The sequence below is a fragment of the uncultured Maricaulis sp. genome (assembly GCF_963975345.1).
In the GTDB taxonomy this organism is placed as follows: Bacteria; Pseudomonadota; Alphaproteobacteria; order Caulobacterales; family Maricaulaceae; genus Maricaulis.
Window position 1 is genome coordinate 66,246 of sequence record NZ_CAXBGE010000014.1, and the last position, 16,562, is coordinate 82,807.

Sequence of the window (16,562 nt, forward strand, 5' to 3'; positions counted from 1 at the left end):
CCGCGTGCGCCAAGGCGTTGCGGCAGGCGATGGTCAGCGCGCTGTCATGCGGCGGTGTTTGGGACCGATGCTGAACACCAGCAGATGCGCCAGCAGGACCAGGGCCAGGATGATCAATTCAATCTGATCGCGTAGCCAGAAGTGCGGACTGGAGATCTCGGCCCAATAGGCCCGCGACGCCTGCGTCGTCTCAGGTAAACCACCCGCTGGCGCGCGCGGGGGAATGACGGCAGCTGCCACTTGCGGCGAGACGAATTCATAGCCCATCGCCTGCAGCGACGATGTCAATTGCGTCAGCCGGGCCGGGTCGAGATACCAGTGAAAAAAGAAGCTGGCATAGCTGTCGCGCAGAACCAGATTGCGGCGGGCCGTTTCCAGCATCGCCTCCATTGAGCGCCCGTGGATACTGCCGTCGGGGGCCCAATTGCCCAGGGTTTCCGGCAGGATCACATCGCCGCGAATATCGCGCACCGGATAGGGAAAGAACTGTTCGCCATACAGCTCGTCGCCGCTGACTGGATCGCCCCTCGCCTCGCCACTGAAATAGAGCACACGCTCCAGCCGGGCAGGGAAGCGTTCCCCCATAGACCGATAGGCCGAGGGTGAGGCCGCATAATGCGGTGAGGTGAATAACCAGGGTCGCGGCAGGCCAGCATCGGCCCAATGGGAGAATGCGAGATCGATGCGGTCATCCCACATCGGTCCGCTGTCATCACCGAGCGGGCCAAGCAATTCGAACCGCCCCGCTGAATCGAGCCCTGCACGGAAGAATTCATAATCGCCGCCGCTAACCCCGAAATTCGGATTGGCGATATCACCGTGTTGATGCGTCTGGCCGTGCATGATCAGCGTGCCGCCCGCACGCGCCATATCGCGCAACGCGCTGGCCAGATAGGGCCGCTCGCTGAGCGTGAAGCGGCGTTCGCGGCCGTTGGAAAAATGGCCGTTCGGATCAACAAATGTATCGTAAACCGTCGCGGCGAACGGCACGTTCAGCGCCTCGATCGCCGCCAACAAAGTGCGGATTTGCTCGGGATCAGCGTCCGGCCCGATATCTTCGATCCGCATCAGGGCCTGGCGCACACCGGGCGCATCCGGTGCCAGGGTGCGCGAAAGGATATCGGCAAACACCAGATAGCGGTCGTCTTCGTCGGCAAATGGCATTGGGCTCTCGCTGACCCAGGTCAGCGCGCCGGACCGCAAGGCCCAGGGCACAAGCTCGCCATCGGCCGCCTGCATCTGCGCCAGCACTTCGACACGATCCGGATCGGTGACACGAACTTCCGCGACCAGGTCAGTGCTGTCGGTCGAGCGGGTGAAATGCTCACCGCGATAGATGACATCGGGAAAGGCCTTGGTCGTCGCGGCCTCGGCGAGCCACCCGATCTGGGCTGCCAGCCCCGGCGCGGAAGCCTGCAGGCTCGCCGGGTCGGGTTGGATCCAGACGGTCGCGCCCTCGCCACTTATGGCATCGTCGATCAGGGCCGCCGGCACGGATTGTCCATAGGTGGAATTGACGACGATCAGGGCGTCATGGCCATCGCGATCATGGGGCTGGTATTGGGAGATCGCCTGGAGGGCCGCCTCGGCATGACGTCCCGCAAGATTGGCAATATTGACGGCGTGCAGCTCACCCAGTTCGTGATCTTCACCCTCATCGGGATAAAGGACCAGCACGCTGGAGCGTTGCGGCACCGTTGCCGTTTCCGGTTCGGCACTGATCTCGCCATGCAGCGGATAAATCAGTGCGCCCCAAAACGCGGTCAGCAATATGGCCAGGCGGATGATCATTCGGGCGTGCTCCCCAGCATCACAGGCGTCCAACTTCACGTCCGCATGCGTTCAAAGCTGGGTCCAAATGCGCCCGGATTAAGGCTGGCAGCGGTCATTTCGCGGCGGCGGCGTTCAGCTTGCAGACAGGTTGGCTATGTCTGACTCATCGCGAATTCCTCACCGGCCTGCCCATTTCAGCGTAGGATATCCACGCCGGGCCATCCCGACCCACAACCCAGGAGCCATGATCCATGATTCGCGCCCTTCTTGCCTCCACCGCCTTCCTGCTCATTGCCAGTCCTGCGCTGGCCGATGACGTGCATCCAACCCTGTCGCTGTCGGCCACTGCCGACGTACAGGTCACACCCGACTACGCCACCGTGCGGTCCGGCGTTGTCAGCCGTGCCGCCACCGCGCAGCAGGCCATGCAGGACAATACCAACGCCATGACGGCCGTATTCGACGCCCTGCGCCGCGCCGGCATCACCGGCAATGACGTCCAGACCTCGCAATTGAGCGTCACGCCGGTCTATGCCGACCGCACCGAGCCACGTCAGGCCCAGAACCAGTATGAGATCATCGCCTATGAGACCCGCAATACGGTGTCAGCCAAGGTGCGCGACACGACACGCGTCGGCAATGTGATCGATGCCATGGTCTCGGCCGGCGCCAATAATATCCAGGATGTCAGCTTCGGCGCCGAGGACACCACGACCGCGATGGACCAAGCGCGCCGCGACGCCATCGCCGAACTGTTGGCGCGCGCCGATCTGTTCGCTGACGCCGCTGGTTTCGAATTATGCGGGATTACACGGATGAGCGAAGACTTCGCCCGTTCGCCCCAGCCGATGATGATGGCCCGGATGGAATCGGCCTCAACGCCAGTTGCCGCCGGTCAATTGTCGATCAGCGCCACCGTCAATGCGGACTTCTGCATCGCGGCCGATTGATCAGGCAGCTTCCGGCTTGGCCACGACCTGGTTGTGTTCGTCGAACAGGACCACAACCGGGTCGTGCTGCCGGGCTTCAACGGCTTCCATCTCGGCATAGGCAACAACAATGATGCGATCACCGACCTGGGCCAGCCGGGCAGCGGCGCCATTGATCCCGAACATGCGGCTGCCACGCGGCGCCTCGATGGCATAGGTGGTGAAACGCTGGCCATTATTGATATTGAGCACATCGACCTGCTCATAGGGCAGGATGCCGGCGGCATCGAGCAAATCGCTATCAATCGAGATCGAGCCTTCATAATGCAGGTCCGCTTGGGTCACGGTGGCCCGGTGCAGTTTGCATTTCATCATGGTGAGACGCATCGCGCTCAACTCCGTACCAATAATTGCTGCACTGCACATACGTCGCCCTGACCGCGATTTCAACGTCTGGACACGTTGAATTTATCATCGCCACGACCGGCAAGATGAACGCACGCCTACTCCCGGTTTCAATCAAGGTTCATGCATGACGCGAAAATATGGTGTATATTTCAAATCTGCGAAGGGTGGAGTCCATCAAATGCGCAAGTTTTTAACCCCATTGGCCGTGGCGCTACTCGCCAGCAGCGGCACGCTCGCCCAATCATCGGCGCCGCCGCGCAGCCCGGTCGTCCAACCCACTTCCCCCCTCAATCAGGCGATGCTGCAACGCCAACCCGCCGCCCAGCCCACAGGCGAGCCCGCAAGCCCGAGCTCACCGCGCACAGTCGCGATCAACTGGGACCAGGCCCAGGCCGATGCCCGCCGTCAGAGCGCCACGAACAATCAGGCGCTCACAGCAGCGCGCCTGGCGCCGGAAATGCCGCGCCCGAGCAATCGCGAAGCTGGCGAGGTCTCCAATACACGCCTGCCGGTCCTGGTTCCCAATATGGGGATATTGAGCGGCTCACCGGCGCCGACCGTGTTGCTCTTCCCGCACGAGGATTTTTACACGCTCTCGATCAGCGGCGACGGGCTGGTGATCGAGATATTCGGCACCCGCCTGGCCCACGCTGTCGCGCCCGACGCGCTGACGGCGCGGCAATTGCGGGCCACCGGTCCGGACGCACTGCGCGTTTCGGCGACCGAATTCGGCCAAGTGGCCGATTTCAACCGCTATGGCGCCGCCTATACCGTCACACTGGAATGCGACAATCCGCAGAGCGACCCGCGCTGTGCCGATGACGAGTTGGTGCGGCGCCTGGCCCACTCGCTGGTGATCGCTGGCGGCTCGCCCGAGCAGGGAGGCTGACCATGTCGTCCCGCGAGATCGAACGCTCCCTTGCCGCCGCCGTCGCTGCTGCGGGAATCGCTGCGATGTTCTGGTGGCCCGCCGGTAGCGAAACCCCGGCCGGACCTGACCCTGCGACCGAGGAGGCCGTGGTCGAGGAGGTCGTGGAACCCGTTGTCGAGGAAGAACCGATTGTCGAGGAAGCGCCTGATCCCGAACCGGTGATCGAGGAGGAGCCAACCGAGGAACCGCCTGCCCCGCCCATCCTTGACGATGCCGGCATTGCCTTCAGCTGGTTGCCGGCCGGCGATTTGATCGAGGATTCCGGCACCGGTCAGATCCTGCAAATCAATTATTCTCCGGGCATGCGCTTTCCAATCGAGGCCGGCCAAGCCTATGCCAATAGCCAGGTTTATAATTATGGCGGCTATCTCGGCCCCACCGGCGGCCAGTGCAATGGGGCCAATTACGCCTATGCCTGGCGCGACAATTTCTGCGAAACCCGCGGCTATGGCACGCCGATGTGTCCGAGCGGGAACGGCCATCAGGGTCAGGACATTCGCCCCGCGACCTGCACCGATGGCGTCCACCAGGCGCTCGCGGTAGCTGACGGCACCATCACCTCGATCGGCAGTTATTCAGTACGGCTGATGAGCGATGACGGGATCCGCTATACCTATCTTCATCTCGACAAGCCCAGTCTGGAGGTTGCCGCCGGCGATCATGTGACGCGTGGCCAAGCAATCGGCTTCGTCTCCAATGAGTTTGGCGACACCTCGACCACCATCCATCTGCATTTCGAAATCCGGATGGCGGTCGACACCGGAACAGGGATCCGGAACACGAATGTGCCACCCTATCTGGCCCTGGTCGACAGCTATGAACGCCTGCTCGAAGGCGATGAAGATTGAGGCGAGCCTCAACGCGAATTCGCTATACGACAGCGAACCTTTAACTCACATTCACGCGGCGCACCGGCTCTGGGGCGTCCCCGAAAGGACATCGGTCATGACGGCTCGCATCTGGCTGGGCATCGCCCTCGTCGCCTTCACGCTGGCGGCCTGCGACGGCAATCCGCAAGGCGAAAACCAGTATGGCAGCGATGCGGTCGCCGGCTTCGCATCGGCTCGCTATCAGGACGAGGCCGCACCACCACCGCCACCACCGCCCCCCTCTCCGTCTGCCCCGTCCATGCCCGACCCGGCTGCTGTTGTTGAGCGGCTGATTGCGTATAGCTATAATTATCGCTTCGAAACGCCCGCCGACGCGACCGCAGATTTGATGGCCCGCCACCAGGACGCCTGCAGCGCGGCCGGGCCAACGCAGTGCCAGATCGTCTCCGCCAATACCTATGATGACGGCCGCGGCTCGGTGTCCGGTTCGGTGCAATTGCGCGCCAGCCCGGCCTGGGTGGCCAGCTTCCAGGACGGTCTCGCCGCCGACATCGAAGAGGCCGGCGGGCGGATCCAGAACCAGTCGCAATCGGCCGAGGATCTGACTTCGGAAATCTATGACATTGAAGCACGTCTCGAGGCCAAGCGCGTTCTGCGCACACGCCTGATCACCCTGCTGGCGCGTGAGAATGCCAGCGTCGAGGAAATGGTCCAGGTCGAGCGCGAATTGTCCAATGTCCAGGGCGATATCGAGGGTACCGAAGCACGCATCCGCTCGATGCGTGGTCGCGTCTCGATGTCATCACTGGGCCTGAACTACGCCTCACGCGTCGAGCCGGTCAGCGCCGGCGCCTTCGATCCGCTGACCTCAGCCCTGACCAATGTTTTCCGCGAACTCGCCGCCGGACTGGCCAATGTGATCACCTTCATCGCCGGTTTCGCACCCTGGCTGCTGGTGATCGTGCCGCTGTTCTGGCTGCTCAGCCGCTGGCTGCGCGGCCTGCTGCGGGCGCGGCGTGAGGCCAAGGCACCGAAGGCGGATTAATCAAGGCCCGGCCGGCACTTCGGTGCCGGCCGAATACGCTATTCCCAGCAATGCGGACCGTCGGCCGGGAGGTCGGGCTCAACCGCGTGTGCGACGGCCCAGGCGATAGCGGTCGGTGACAGGCTATCGGGCGTGTCCTGACGATTGGTGAGGATGACCACGGAGATGCCGGTGGTCGTGTCGCGCAGATAGGCAGTGCCGGAATAGCCGCCATGATCGACCACATCATGGCCGTCAAAATGATACGCCATCCAGCCACGGGCATAGCCCCAGCTAACGCAATTGGCACCGGCATCGAAGGGGCGTTGAATCTCCATCGTCGCCGTTATCGCCTCGGGGTCGATGATGTGCGGATCGGAGAGCTCGGCCTCCCAAGCGATCATGTCGGTGAGCGATGAGGTGACGCCGAAATGCGAGGTCAATCCGAACTGCCAAACCCGGCGATTGCGCTGCAGCTCACCGTCGGTCCAGGCATAGCCCTCGACGCGATGCGGCACGATGGCCGCCTGGTCGAGCATATGCGTTTGCGTCATGCCGAGCTGCTCGAAATATTGCGTCTGTAGATAAGCGCCAAAGCTCTGCTGCGTCACGCGCTCGATCACGAGACCGAGCAGGAAATAGCCTTGGTCGGAATAATTCCAGTCGGTTCCGGGCTCAGACACCATCGGCGTCTGCATCGCCGAGGCCAGCATATCGTCGGTGGAATAATTGAGCAGAAATTCGCCGTTCGGCATCGCCTCAAACCGGTGCGCCAGCCCGGCCATATGGCTCAGTAGCTGGTCAATCGTGATATCGGCCCAGGCCGCCGGGGCGTTCTCGACATAATCCGTGATGTGATCATCGAGCGAGAGCTGGCCCTGATCGGCCAGGGTGAGCACCGCGAGCGCGGTCATTTCCTTCGTCAGCGAAGCCAATTCGAACACCGAGTGCGGCGTCACCGGAACTTCATTCTCGATCTGCGCCAGCCCGTAGCTGCCGATATGCACCGGCACACCATCACGCAGCACCGCCACCGCAATACCGGGAAAATGCCCCGCCTGCATCAGCGGCGCGATGGCGGCATCGACGGCGTCGATCTGCGGCGCATCCTGCGCCAGCACCGGCGGCAACGCCAGACTGACCAGCGCGGCAAGAGTGGCGATTGACTTGAACATGCTGTCCCCTTTGCATCCTTGGCCAGCTGACAGCGGGAATGTGGCGAGAGTTTGCTACCGGACGATGCGTCTAGATTAAGCATCACCACGCCGCGTTCAGAGGGCCAGATGCAGTACCACTTCGCGCCGCTGCGGCCGCTCACGATGCTCAAACAGGTAAAGCCCCTGCCAGGTGCCAAGCAGGAGCCGCCCCTGTGCCACCGGAATCCCGATCGAGGTCTGGGTCAGCGCCGCCTTGATATGCGCCGGCATATCATCCGGCCCCTCCGCCGTATGCGCCAGCCACGCCATCGACGGATCATCCCCATCGGGCACCAACCGCGCAAAGAACGCGTTGAGATCGCGCTGCACGTCCGGATCGGCGTTTTCCTGGACGGTGAGCGAGCAGGAGGTGTGGCGCACGAAGACAGTGAGCAGGGCTTCGGCGGGATTATATTCGGAAACGAAGCTTTGCGCGGCACGGGTGAAGTCGTAGAGACCGGGGCCGATTGTTGGGAGGGTGAGTGAGGTGAGCGGCATGGCTGCGAGCCTAGTTCCCTTGCGGCTGGATGCAACTCCCCGACCCCAAAACAAAAGGCGCCCCGGTTTCCCGAAGCGCCTCTCAATATCTCAATTGGTAGCTGGAATTAATTATCCAGGAAGCTCCGCAGCTTCCGCGACCGGCTCGGGTGCTTCAGCTTGCGAAGCGCTTTCGCTTCGATCTGGCGAATTCGCTCCCGTGTCACCGAAAACTGCTGGCCGACTTCTTCCAGCGTGTGGTCGGTATTCATGCCGATGCCGAAGCGCATGCGCAGGACACGTTCTTCGCGTGGGGTCAGGCTGGCGAGCACGCGGGTGGTGGTCTCGCGTAGATTGGCCTGGATGGCGGCGTCGATCGGCAGGATGGCGTTCTTGTCTTCGATGAAATCGCCGAGATGGCTGTCTTCCTCGTCGCCGATCGGCGTTTCAAGGGAGATCGGCTCCTTGGCGATCTTCATCACCTTGCGCACTTTTTCCAGCGGCATGGCGAGCTTTTCCGACAGCTCTTCCGGGGTCGGCTCGCGGCCGATCTCGTGCAGCATCTGGCGCGAAGTGCGGACGATCTTGTTGATGGTCTCGATCATGTGCACCGGAATACGGATGGTGCGGGCCTGGTCGGCGATCGAACGTGTGATCGCCTGACGGATCCACCAGGTGGCATAGGTCGAGAATTTATAACCGCGGCGATATTCGAATTTATCGACGGCCTTCATCAGGCCGATATTGCCTTCCTGGATCAGGTCGAGGAATTGCAGGCCGCGATTGGTGTATTTCTTCGCAATCGAAATAACGAGACGCAAATTGGCCTCAACCATTTCCTTCTTGGCGACGCGCGCTTCGCGCTCGCCCTTCTGGACGGTGCGGACAATGCGGCGCAGGTCTTCAATCGGCACGCCGGCGCGCTGGGTCAGCTCGGCCAGATCATCGCGGATCTTGGTGGCATCAACGCCCTCTCGGTCGATAAAGCGGGTCCAGGCCTTGGAAGTCTTGGCCATCGAGCCAGGCCATTCCGGATTCAGTTCATTACCGAAATAGCTGTCCATGAACTGTGCGCGTGGCACGCCATGGGCATCGGCCATGCGCAGCAGGCGGCCTTCGAGCGACATGCGCTCCTTGTTGATCGCATAGAGCTGTTCGACCAGGGCCTCGATCCGCGCATTGTTGAGATGCATGGTGTTGAGATTGGTGACGATCGAGTTTTGCAGGCCTTCGTATTTCTCGCGGCTCTGCTTGGTCAGATCCTTGCCTTCGATCCGCGCAGCAACGAGCTTGTCCTGCAGCTTGCGGAAAGCGGTGAAGTCGGTCGAGATCAGGTCGAGCGTCTCCATGACGCCTTCGCGCAATTCCGCTTCCATCGCCGAGAGCGAGAGCGTGACGCCCTCATCATCATCGTCGTCATCATCATCGTCATCGGATTTGGAAGAGGATTCGCCGTCCTCGTCCTCATCTTCGTCGTCATCATCCTTGGCCTTGGCGTCGTCATCCTCGGAACCGTCGGACTCTTCGTCCTTCTCGTCGGCCTTGGCTTCACCTTCAGCCGGTTTGGCAACGCCGGGCGCTTGCGGGGTCGGGGTTTCGCCGTCTTCGGCCGGACCGGTCTCGCCGTCTTCGTCCTGGTTGGCTTCGGCCTGCTGGCTGCCATAGGTCGCGTCGAGATCGATGATGTCACGCAGCAGGACTTCGCCTTCGTGCAATTCCTCGCGCCAGACCATGATGGCCTCAAAGGTCAGCGGGCTTTCGCACAGGCCGCGGATCATCGCATTGCGGCCGGCTTCGATACGTTTGGCGATGGCGATCTCGCCTTCGCGCGACAGCAGCTCGACCGAACCCATTTCGCGCAGATACATCCGCACCGGATCATCGGTACGGTCGGCAGAGGTCGGGGTGTTGAGGCCGGTGATGGCGCTTTTCGACGTACCGGTTACGGCGCGCGGCTCGGACTCTTCCTCGCCATCATCATCGTCGTCATCATCGGAATCCGCGTCGCTGCCCTTGGCGGCTGCGCCGGTGGTTTCCTTGTCGTCATCGGCTTCACTGTCATTATCAACGACATTGATACCCATTTCGGACAATTGCCCGAGCACGTCCTCGATCTGCTCGGACGAGAATTCCTCGCTCGGCAATACCGCATTCAATTCGTCATGGGTCACATAGCCGCGTTTTTTGGCGACCTTGATCATGGTCTTGACGGACTGATCCGTCAGGTCCAGGAGAGGCCCGTCATGGGTCTCGGACGCGTCATTGGCTTCGGCCGGTTTGGTCATGTATTCGTCCCTGGTCGCGCCGCTGACAGGCGCCAATCGACAATATCCGTATCAGGAAGATTCGGAACGGCTGGTTACACGTCGATAGGCTTCCACCAGCCGACGTACACCGTCTGAATCATCCCTGCCAATTTCTTCTACCAAACGGGCACGAATTTCTTCGCGCCGATCAGTAGCCTCGTTTCTTTCCATATAGGCAGCCGCGAGCTTAATCCAAGCCTCACTACGCTGTTCGCCGGAAGCTTGTGCCCCGCCGATCGCCGCCCGCATCGGTCCCCGTTCCCCGTCCAACCGCTTGAGCTGCGCCGCAAAGCCAGCTTCCACAAGCCTCGCGCGTAGCCAATCCGATTGCACAGACTGCCCAGAAGAGCAGGCGTCTAGAACGGTGTCGCGTAGTAAGTCAAGCGAACCGAGAGTCAGGTGGGCCAGGGTTTCAACCTGGTCAGCGGCCAGTTCGGGCCATTCGATCACGGCCAGCAACAGAATTCGGGCGTCTGCCGCGCCCGGATTGCCCTTGGCAGCGCGACGCAGTTCAGCGCTCGGCCCAAGGCGCGGTAAGCCTTTTTTGCCCTTGCCGGTCCAAGGCGCGCGTTGCGACGTGGTGCCGAAAGCGGCTTCCATGCGATGGTCAAATTCGCGTTTGTATTCGGCGCGAATATCCGGCTCGGCGATCTGGGCCAAAAGGGTGCGGATCCGACGGCGGAAACTGGCGCGGCGATCCGGGTCATCGAGCGGCTCGACGCCGACTTCGCGCTCCCATAGCAGCTCGGCCAGCGAACGCGTCTGCTTGAACACGTCGCGCAGCGCACCAGCGCCCTGCTCACGTAGGATATCGTCGGGGTCCTTGCCATCGGGCATGAAAGCGAAACGCAGCGTGTGGCCAGCCTGCAGCAGCGGCAGGGCACGATCAGCGGCCTTGAGCGCGGCCGCACGCCCGGCGCTGTCGCCATCGAGGCACATCACCGGCTCGCCACCCGCGCGCCACAGCAATTGCAATTGTTCCTCGGTGATCGCGGTCCCCAGCGGTGCGACGCCCTGCTCGAGGCCGGCGCGCGCCAAGGCGATGACGTCGAGATAGCCCTCGGCGACGATCAGGCCGCGAATATCGGCCTTCGGGTCGGAGGCCGCCTTGCGCGCTTCGGGGAAGCGATAGAGCATCGAGCCCTTGTGGAAGATCGGCGTCTCTGGCGAATTGAGATATTTTGCCTTGGCCTCGCTCGACAAGGCCCGGCCGCCGAACGCAACCAGCCGGCCGCGCGGATCCTGGATCGGGAACATGATGCGGTGGCGGAACCGGTCATAGGGCGAACCGCTATCGGGCTCGATCAACAGGCCGCACTCGACCAGATCGCCGACCGGTGCGCCGGCGGTGACCAGCTCGTCCTTGAGTGCGGTGCGGCTTTCCGGCGCGTAACCAATGCCGAAGCGAACGCAATCCTCGCCCGAGACCCCGCGTGATTTGAGATAGCGGCGCGCATCCTCGGCCGCTGGCGTACGCAGGGCGCGTAGATAGAAGGCTTGGGCGGCCTCCATCCATTCGATCAGGGATTTGCGGTGCTGGGTGGTCTGTTGCGCCTGGGGGTCGGGGGCGGGCAGGCTCAGCCCGGCCTCGCTGGCCAGACGCTCAGCCGCCTCCATGAAGGAGAGGCCCTCCATCTCTTCCAGCCAAGTGAAGACATCGCCATGCTTGCCAGAGGCGAAGCAGTGATAGAAGCGCTTCTCGTCATTGACGAAAAAGGAGGGCGAACGCTCCTTCTTGAATGGCGACAGCCCAACGAATTCACGGCCCTGGCGCTTCAGCCCGACCGTGCGGCCGATCAGGTCCGACGGACGCACACGCGCCTTGATTTCGTCGATGAAGTCCTCGCCCAGACGCATGGTGGTTCGGCTATCCCTCAAAGGCTCAGCGCTGACCACGAACACAAAGGCGCGAACCCAAGCCCGATGGGTCCGCAATCCGGGTCGGCATGACCGTCAAAACTGGATTGGCATGTTGCGCCGGAAACCCGCGCGCGTCACGCCTCAATCGCAAGCCGGGCATCGCCCGGCCCGGCAGCGCGGTGGCTCAGGCGGCGCCCGAGAGCAGGTCCTTGACCTTGGCTCCGGCCTTGCCGAAATCCATCCGCCCGGCATAGCGGGTTTTCAGCTCGCCCATGCAGCGGCCCATATCCTTGAGACCGGCGGCATCGAGCTCGGTGACGACATCGACGGCGGCGTCGGCGATTTCGGTTTCGTCCATCGGCTTCGGCAGATATTCGCGCACGACTTCCGCCTCGCTGCGCTCAACTTCGGAGAGGTCAAGCCGTCCGGCATTTTCATAGGTGTCGGCCGCTTCCTCGCGCTGTTTCATCAGCTTTTGCAGGATGGCGAGAATTTCGGTTTCCTCGCAGCCGCAGCAACGATCTTCCGCGCGGGCAGCGATATCGCGGTCTTTGACGGCAGCAGAAATCAGCCGCAGCGTCGAGAGGCGCAGCTTGTCCTGTGCTTTCAGGGCCGATTTCATATCGGTGGCGATTCGATCACGAAGAGACATGGGGTAGGTTACCGTTTCTGGCGCGTTGAGGCGCCCATTTAGTCATTGGTTTGATTTTGAAGTGGATTTTCTCAGCGCGATTTGGCGATCACGCCTGCTCGGGTCCATTGTCATCAAGGCTCATCCTCAGAGCCGAATCTAGCGGTGCGAATATACGCCCGTTTCAAGCCCGGCGGAAATATGCTGTCTTTGCGAAAGAATCAAGGCCAATCGAATTGCACGGGTACGGGATTGACCGCGGCAGCGTCTCTGACTACCTACGCGACCGTTTGGCCGCCCGCGCGTCACGACTCGTTTTCCCGCACGGCAGACCGGCTTCAGGAGCACAGCCATGTCCCAGATCTCGCAGCCAAATCCGACCGGAGCCCTGGCGCTCGCTGACGGGACCGTCTTCGTCGGTCAGGGGTGTGGCGCCTCGGGGATCGCGATCGGCGAGTTATGTTTTAATACCGCGATGACCGGACACCAGGAAATCCTCTCTGACCCCTCCTATTCCGGCCAGGTCGTCTGCTTCACCTTCCCGCATGTCGGCAATGTCGGTGCCAATAGCGAAGACGAGGAAGCCGCCAGCACGCCGGCGCGCCGCGCCGCCGTTGGCATGGTCAGCCGCGCCCCGCTCACGCCGCCAGCCAATTACCGCGCCACGGAGAGCTTTGGCGAATGGCTGCGCACGCGCGGCATCATCTCACTGACCGGCCTCGACACCCGCGCCCTGACGCGCCGGATCCGCGATCACGGCATGGCGATGTGTGCCATCGCTCACGATCCAGCCGGCCAAATTGATATCGATGCGCTGAAAGCCAGCGCCAAGGCCGCCGCCTCGATGGAAGGCCAGGAACTGGCCGCCGCCGTCAGCCGCGAATCGGCAGGTGAATGGGCCCAAAGCTCTTGGGACTGGGAAACCGGCTACGCCGAAGGCCCGGCCGAAGGGCCACGCGTCGTCGTGCTCGATTATGGCGTGAAGGCGAATATCCTGCGCCTGCTGGTCGGCGCCGGTGCCCGCGTTGCGGTGGTGCCGGGCAATGCCGCCGCCGCCGACATCCTCAAGCTTTCGCCCGACGGCATCGTCATCTCCAATGGTCCCGGCGATCCGGCCGCAACTGGTGCCTATGCCCTGCCGGCCCTGCGCACGCTGATCGACAGCAATATCCCGATCCTCGGCATCTGTCTGGGCCATCAAATGCTGGCGCTCGCGCTGGGTGGCCGCACCGTGAAAATGCCGCAAGGCCATCACGGCGCCAATCATCCGGTCAAGAATCACGAGACCGGCCAAGTCGAGATCGTCTCGATGAATCACGGCTTTGCCGTCGATAGCACCAGCCTGCCCAAGGACGCCGTCGAGACCCATGTCTCGCTGTTCGACGGTTCCAATTGCGGCTTCCGCCTCACCAGCAAGCCGATCCAGGCCGTCCAGCACCACCCGGAAGCCTCGCCCGGCCCGCAGGACAGTTTCGGCGTGTTCAAGCGCTTTGTCGGATCGCTCAAGGTCAGCGAAACGGCCTGAGCCCTTCCCCTGGACGCAAATCACGGCAAGATGGTGCGATGCTGAACCGTCGCACCCTGCTCGCCGCCACTGCCGCTACCAGCCTCGCCGCCTGTGCGCGGCATGACACACCCGCGGGCCTGCTGCGCGTGGCGATTGAGACCCTGCCCGACAGTCTCGACCCGGCGCTGGGCGAATTTGCTTCGGCGGCGCTGGTCTACAAACAAATCCATGCCGGCCTGACCGATTATGCCGCCGACGGGAGCGTCGCGCCCGGCATCGCGACCGGCTGGCGCGTCGCGGCGGACGGGTTGAGCTGGGTCTTTACCCTACGCGACGATGCACGCTGGTCAGACGGCCACCCGCTGACGGCAGAGGATGTCGTCTGGTCGGCACAGCGCTTGGTCGATCCGCAAGCCAGCTTTGCCAATCTGGGTGACTTTTTCGCGGTCGCGAATGCGCGCGCTGTGCTGGCGGGCGAGCTGCCGCCAGAGGCGATGGGCTTTGCCGCACTGGACGAGCACACCGTCGAGGTTCGGCTCGACACGCCGCTCGGCCTATTGCCAACCTTGATGCGCGAATTTTACCCCTTCCCGCGTCACGTCATCGAAGCGCATGGCCGCGACTGGATCCGGCCGGAAAACATCGTCACCGCCGGTGCCTATACCGTCACGGCCGCCAGCCAGATGAGCCTCGATCTGGCGAAGAACTCGCACTATGCCGGCGCGGCGGACGTCACGATTGAACGCATTCGCATCGATGCCGTGCGTGATGCCGGCACCCGCACCCGCATGTTCCGGGCCGGCGAATATGATCTGGTCGAGAACCCGCCCGGCAATCAGCTCGGCTTCTGGCGCGAGCGGCTGGGCGCGCAATTTCGCAGTTTCGACGCCCCGATCCTGCGCTATCTGAAGGTCAATCATGCGCGAGCGGGGCTCGACACACCGGCCGCACGCCGAGCCCTTTCAGTGGCGATTGATCGCGGCTTCATCGCGACGAATTTCTTCGACAGCACGGCACGCGCCACCCACCACATCATTCCCCAGGCCGACGCGCAGCTCGATCCGATCGATTTGCATGACTCAAGCCTGCGCCCAACCATTGATCCTGACCTGCCAGCGCGCGTCGAGATCCGCACCGTGCCGGGTGTCAGCGAGCAGATCGCCATCGCCATCGCCGACGACTGGCGCCGCGTCGGCGTCGAGGCGGAGCTCTTGGTCAGCTATCCGACCGATCTCTACCAAGCGGTCGATAGCGGCGGTTTCGATATCGCGGTCGCCAGTTTCAATCGCGGGCTGAAATCCGACCCTTTCTTCATGCTCGACCCATTCGCACCGGGCGGGTTTGCGGCCAATTTCAACTGGGACAATCCCGATTTCGCCGCCGAGATGGCGCTGGCACGGCGCGAGAGCGACCCGGTGGTACGCGCGATCGCCTATCGCGAAGCCGAGCGCATCCTCCTCGCCGACCAAGCCGTCATCCCCCTCCTGCATGAGCGCGCCCACTGGCTGGTCAGCGAACGCATAACGGGGACACGATCTGATATTCAACCGATGTTGTGGCGCGGTCTGGGGCTGGCGAGCGGGTGAGTGACATCCGCCGCGACCGATTTCAGGAAAAGCCTCACATAAAGTCTCGCCTTCGCGATGATTCCCAGTTAGGAACCCGCTTCAGCACTAAATCATTCCGTCCGCCCGACGCTGCCCCTCGCAGCGGCAGGTTTGACGCGCGCGCACGTGAGACTGGAACCCCATGCCCAAACGCACCGACATCAAATCCATCCTGATCATTGGCGCCGGTCCGATCGTGATCGGTCAGGCCTGCGAATTCGATTATTCCGGGGTGCAGGCGGTGAAGGCTTTGAAGGCCGAGGGCTACCGGGTGATCCTGGTCAATTCCAATCCGGCAACGATCATGACCGACCCGGAACTCGCCGACGCGACCTATATCGAACCGATCACGCCGGAAATGGTCGCCAAGGTGATCGAGATCGAACGTCCCGACGCGCTGCTGCCAACCATGGGCGGCCAGACCGCGCTCAATTGTGCGCTCGAGCTCGACAAGCGCGGCGTGCTGGAATTGTTCAAGGTCGAGATGATCGGCGCCAAGGCCGATGTCATCGACAAGGCGGAAAACCGCCAGCGCTTCCGCACCGCGATGGAGAAGATCGGTCTGGAAAGCCCGCGCTCGCGCGTCGTCCACAATATGGGCGAAGCCGATGCCGCGATGATCGAGATTGGCCTGCCGACCATCATCCGCCCCTCCTTCACGCTCGGCGGCACCGGCGGCGGCATCGCCTATAATGTCGAGGAATTCCGCCTGATCTGCCAGAGCGGGCTTGATGCCTCGCCAGTCGATGAAATCCTGGTCGAAGAGAGCATTGTCGGCTGGAAAGAGTTCGAGATGGAGGTCGTCCGCGACAAGGCGGACAATTGCATCATCATCTGCTCCATCGAGAACATTGACCCGATGGGGGTCCATACCGGAGATTCCATCACGGTCGCGCCCGCGCTGACGCTGACCGACAAGGAATACCAGATCATGCGGAACGCCTCGATCGCGGTGCTTCGCGAGATCGGCGTCGAGACCGGCGGGTCAAATGTCCAGTTTGCCGTGAACCCGGCCGATGGACGCCTGGTCGTGATCGAGATGAACCCGCGCGTGTCGCGCTCCTCGGCGCTGGCCTCCAAGGC

The 16,562-nt window shown here is 62.6% G+C and carries 14 protein-coding genes; 7 read left to right on the forward strand and 7 right to left on the reverse strand.

The features are described 5' to 3' along the window. Positions 1-33 precede the first annotated feature (33 nt). Positions 34-1,791, reverse strand: a complete 1,758-nt coding sequence (locus AAC029_RS14545) for a DUF2334 domain-containing protein (RefSeq protein WP_339749262.1) — start codon at positions 1,789-1,791, stop codon at positions 34-36. 233 nt (positions 1,792-2,024) lie between these two features. Here AAC029_RS14545 and AAC029_RS14550 point away from each other — a divergent pair, with 233 nt between their 5' ends. Continuing rightward, on the forward strand, positions 2,025-2,723 hold the full coding sequence (locus tag AAC029_RS14550; RefSeq protein WP_339749264.1) for an SIMPL domain-containing protein: 699 nt from the start codon (positions 2,025-2,027) through the stop codon (positions 2,721-2,723). Here the strand turns inward: AAC029_RS14550 and panD are convergent, their stop codons facing one another. Continuing rightward, complete coding sequence (gene panD / locus AAC029_RS14555; RefSeq protein ID WP_339749268.1) at positions 2,724-3,077, reverse strand: aspartate 1-decarboxylase; 354 nt, start codon at positions 3,075-3,077, stop codon at positions 2,724-2,726. It abuts the gene before it with no gap. Positions 3,078-3,288: 211 nt separating this feature from the next. Between panD and AAC029_RS14560 the strand changes: the two genes are divergently transcribed. From AAC029_RS14560 to AAC029_RS14570, 3 genes are all read left to right on the forward strand, one after another. Then, complete coding sequence (locus tag AAC029_RS14560; protein ID WP_339749270.1) at positions 3,289-3,999, forward strand: hypothetical protein; 711 nt, start codon at positions 3,289-3,291, stop codon at positions 3,997-3,999. 2 nt (positions 4,000-4,001) lie between these two features. Then, on the forward strand, positions 4,002-4,889 hold the full coding sequence (locus AAC029_RS14565; protein ID WP_339749275.1) for a M23 family metallopeptidase: 888 nt from the start codon (positions 4,002-4,004) through the stop codon (positions 4,887-4,889). Positions 4,890-4,986: 97 nt separating this feature from the next. After that, on the forward strand, positions 4,987-5,916 hold the full coding sequence (locus AAC029_RS14570) for a DUF4349 domain-containing protein (protein ID WP_339749277.1): 930 nt from the start codon (positions 4,987-4,989) through the stop codon (positions 5,914-5,916). A 38-nt stretch (positions 5,917-5,954) separates the two neighbouring features. On the opposite strand, the gene AAC029_RS14575 is transcribed toward AAC029_RS14570, so the two are convergent. The 5 genes from AAC029_RS14575 to AAC029_RS14595 all read right to left on the reverse strand — a co-directional run bounded on the left by AAC029_RS14575 (position 5,955) and on the right by AAC029_RS14595 (position 12,386). Further along, on the reverse strand, positions 5,955-7,070 hold the full coding sequence (locus AAC029_RS14575; protein ID WP_339749279.1) for a serine hydrolase domain-containing protein: 1,116 nt from the start codon (positions 7,068-7,070) through the stop codon (positions 5,955-5,957). A 96-nt stretch (positions 7,071-7,166) separates the two neighbouring features. Beyond that, the gene (locus tag AAC029_RS14580; protein WP_339749281.1) at positions 7,167-7,589 is read right to left on the reverse strand and encodes a secondary thiamine-phosphate synthase enzyme YjbQ; all 423 of its coding nucleotides are present in this window, start codon (positions 7,587-7,589) and stop codon (positions 7,167-7,169) included. A 107-nt stretch (positions 7,590-7,696) separates the two neighbouring features. Then, positions 7,697-9,853 (reverse strand): RNA polymerase sigma factor RpoD, encoded by a 2,157-nt coding sequence (gene rpoD, locus AAC029_RS14585; RefSeq protein WP_339749283.1) that lies wholly within the window; start codon positions 9,851-9,853, stop codon positions 7,697-7,699. 51 nt (positions 9,854-9,904) lie between these two features. Next, complete coding sequence (gene dnaG, locus AAC029_RS14590) at positions 9,905-11,731, reverse strand: DNA primase (RefSeq protein ID WP_339749287.1); 1,827 nt, start codon at positions 11,729-11,731, stop codon at positions 9,905-9,907. Positions 11,732-11,918: 187 nt separating this feature from the next. After that, positions 11,919-12,386 (reverse strand): GatB/YqeY domain-containing protein, encoded by a 468-nt coding sequence (locus tag AAC029_RS14595; RefSeq protein ID WP_339749290.1) that lies wholly within the window; start codon positions 12,384-12,386, stop codon positions 11,919-11,921. A 331-nt stretch (positions 12,387-12,717) separates the two neighbouring features. Between AAC029_RS14595 and carA the strand changes: the two genes are divergently transcribed. The 3 genes from carA to carB all read left to right on the forward strand — a co-directional run. After that, positions 12,718-13,890 carry a glutamine-hydrolyzing carbamoyl-phosphate synthase small subunit gene (gene carA, locus AAC029_RS14600; protein WP_339749293.1) on the forward strand — a complete coding sequence of 391 codons (1,173 nt, stop codon included), beginning with the start codon at positions 12,718-12,720 and terminating at the stop codon, positions 13,888-13,890. Positions 13,891-13,928: 38 nt separating this feature from the next. Continuing rightward, positions 13,929-15,458, forward strand: coding sequence for a peptide ABC transporter substrate-binding protein (locus tag AAC029_RS14605; RefSeq protein ID WP_339749296.1), 1,530 nt, complete (start codon positions 13,929-13,931; stop codon positions 15,456-15,458). Positions 15,459-15,621: 163 nt separating this feature from the next. Then, positions 15,622-16,562: carbamoyl-phosphate synthase large subunit (carB, locus tag AAC029_RS14610; RefSeq protein WP_339749298.1), on the forward strand; the 941-nt coding region annotated here is incomplete at its 3' end.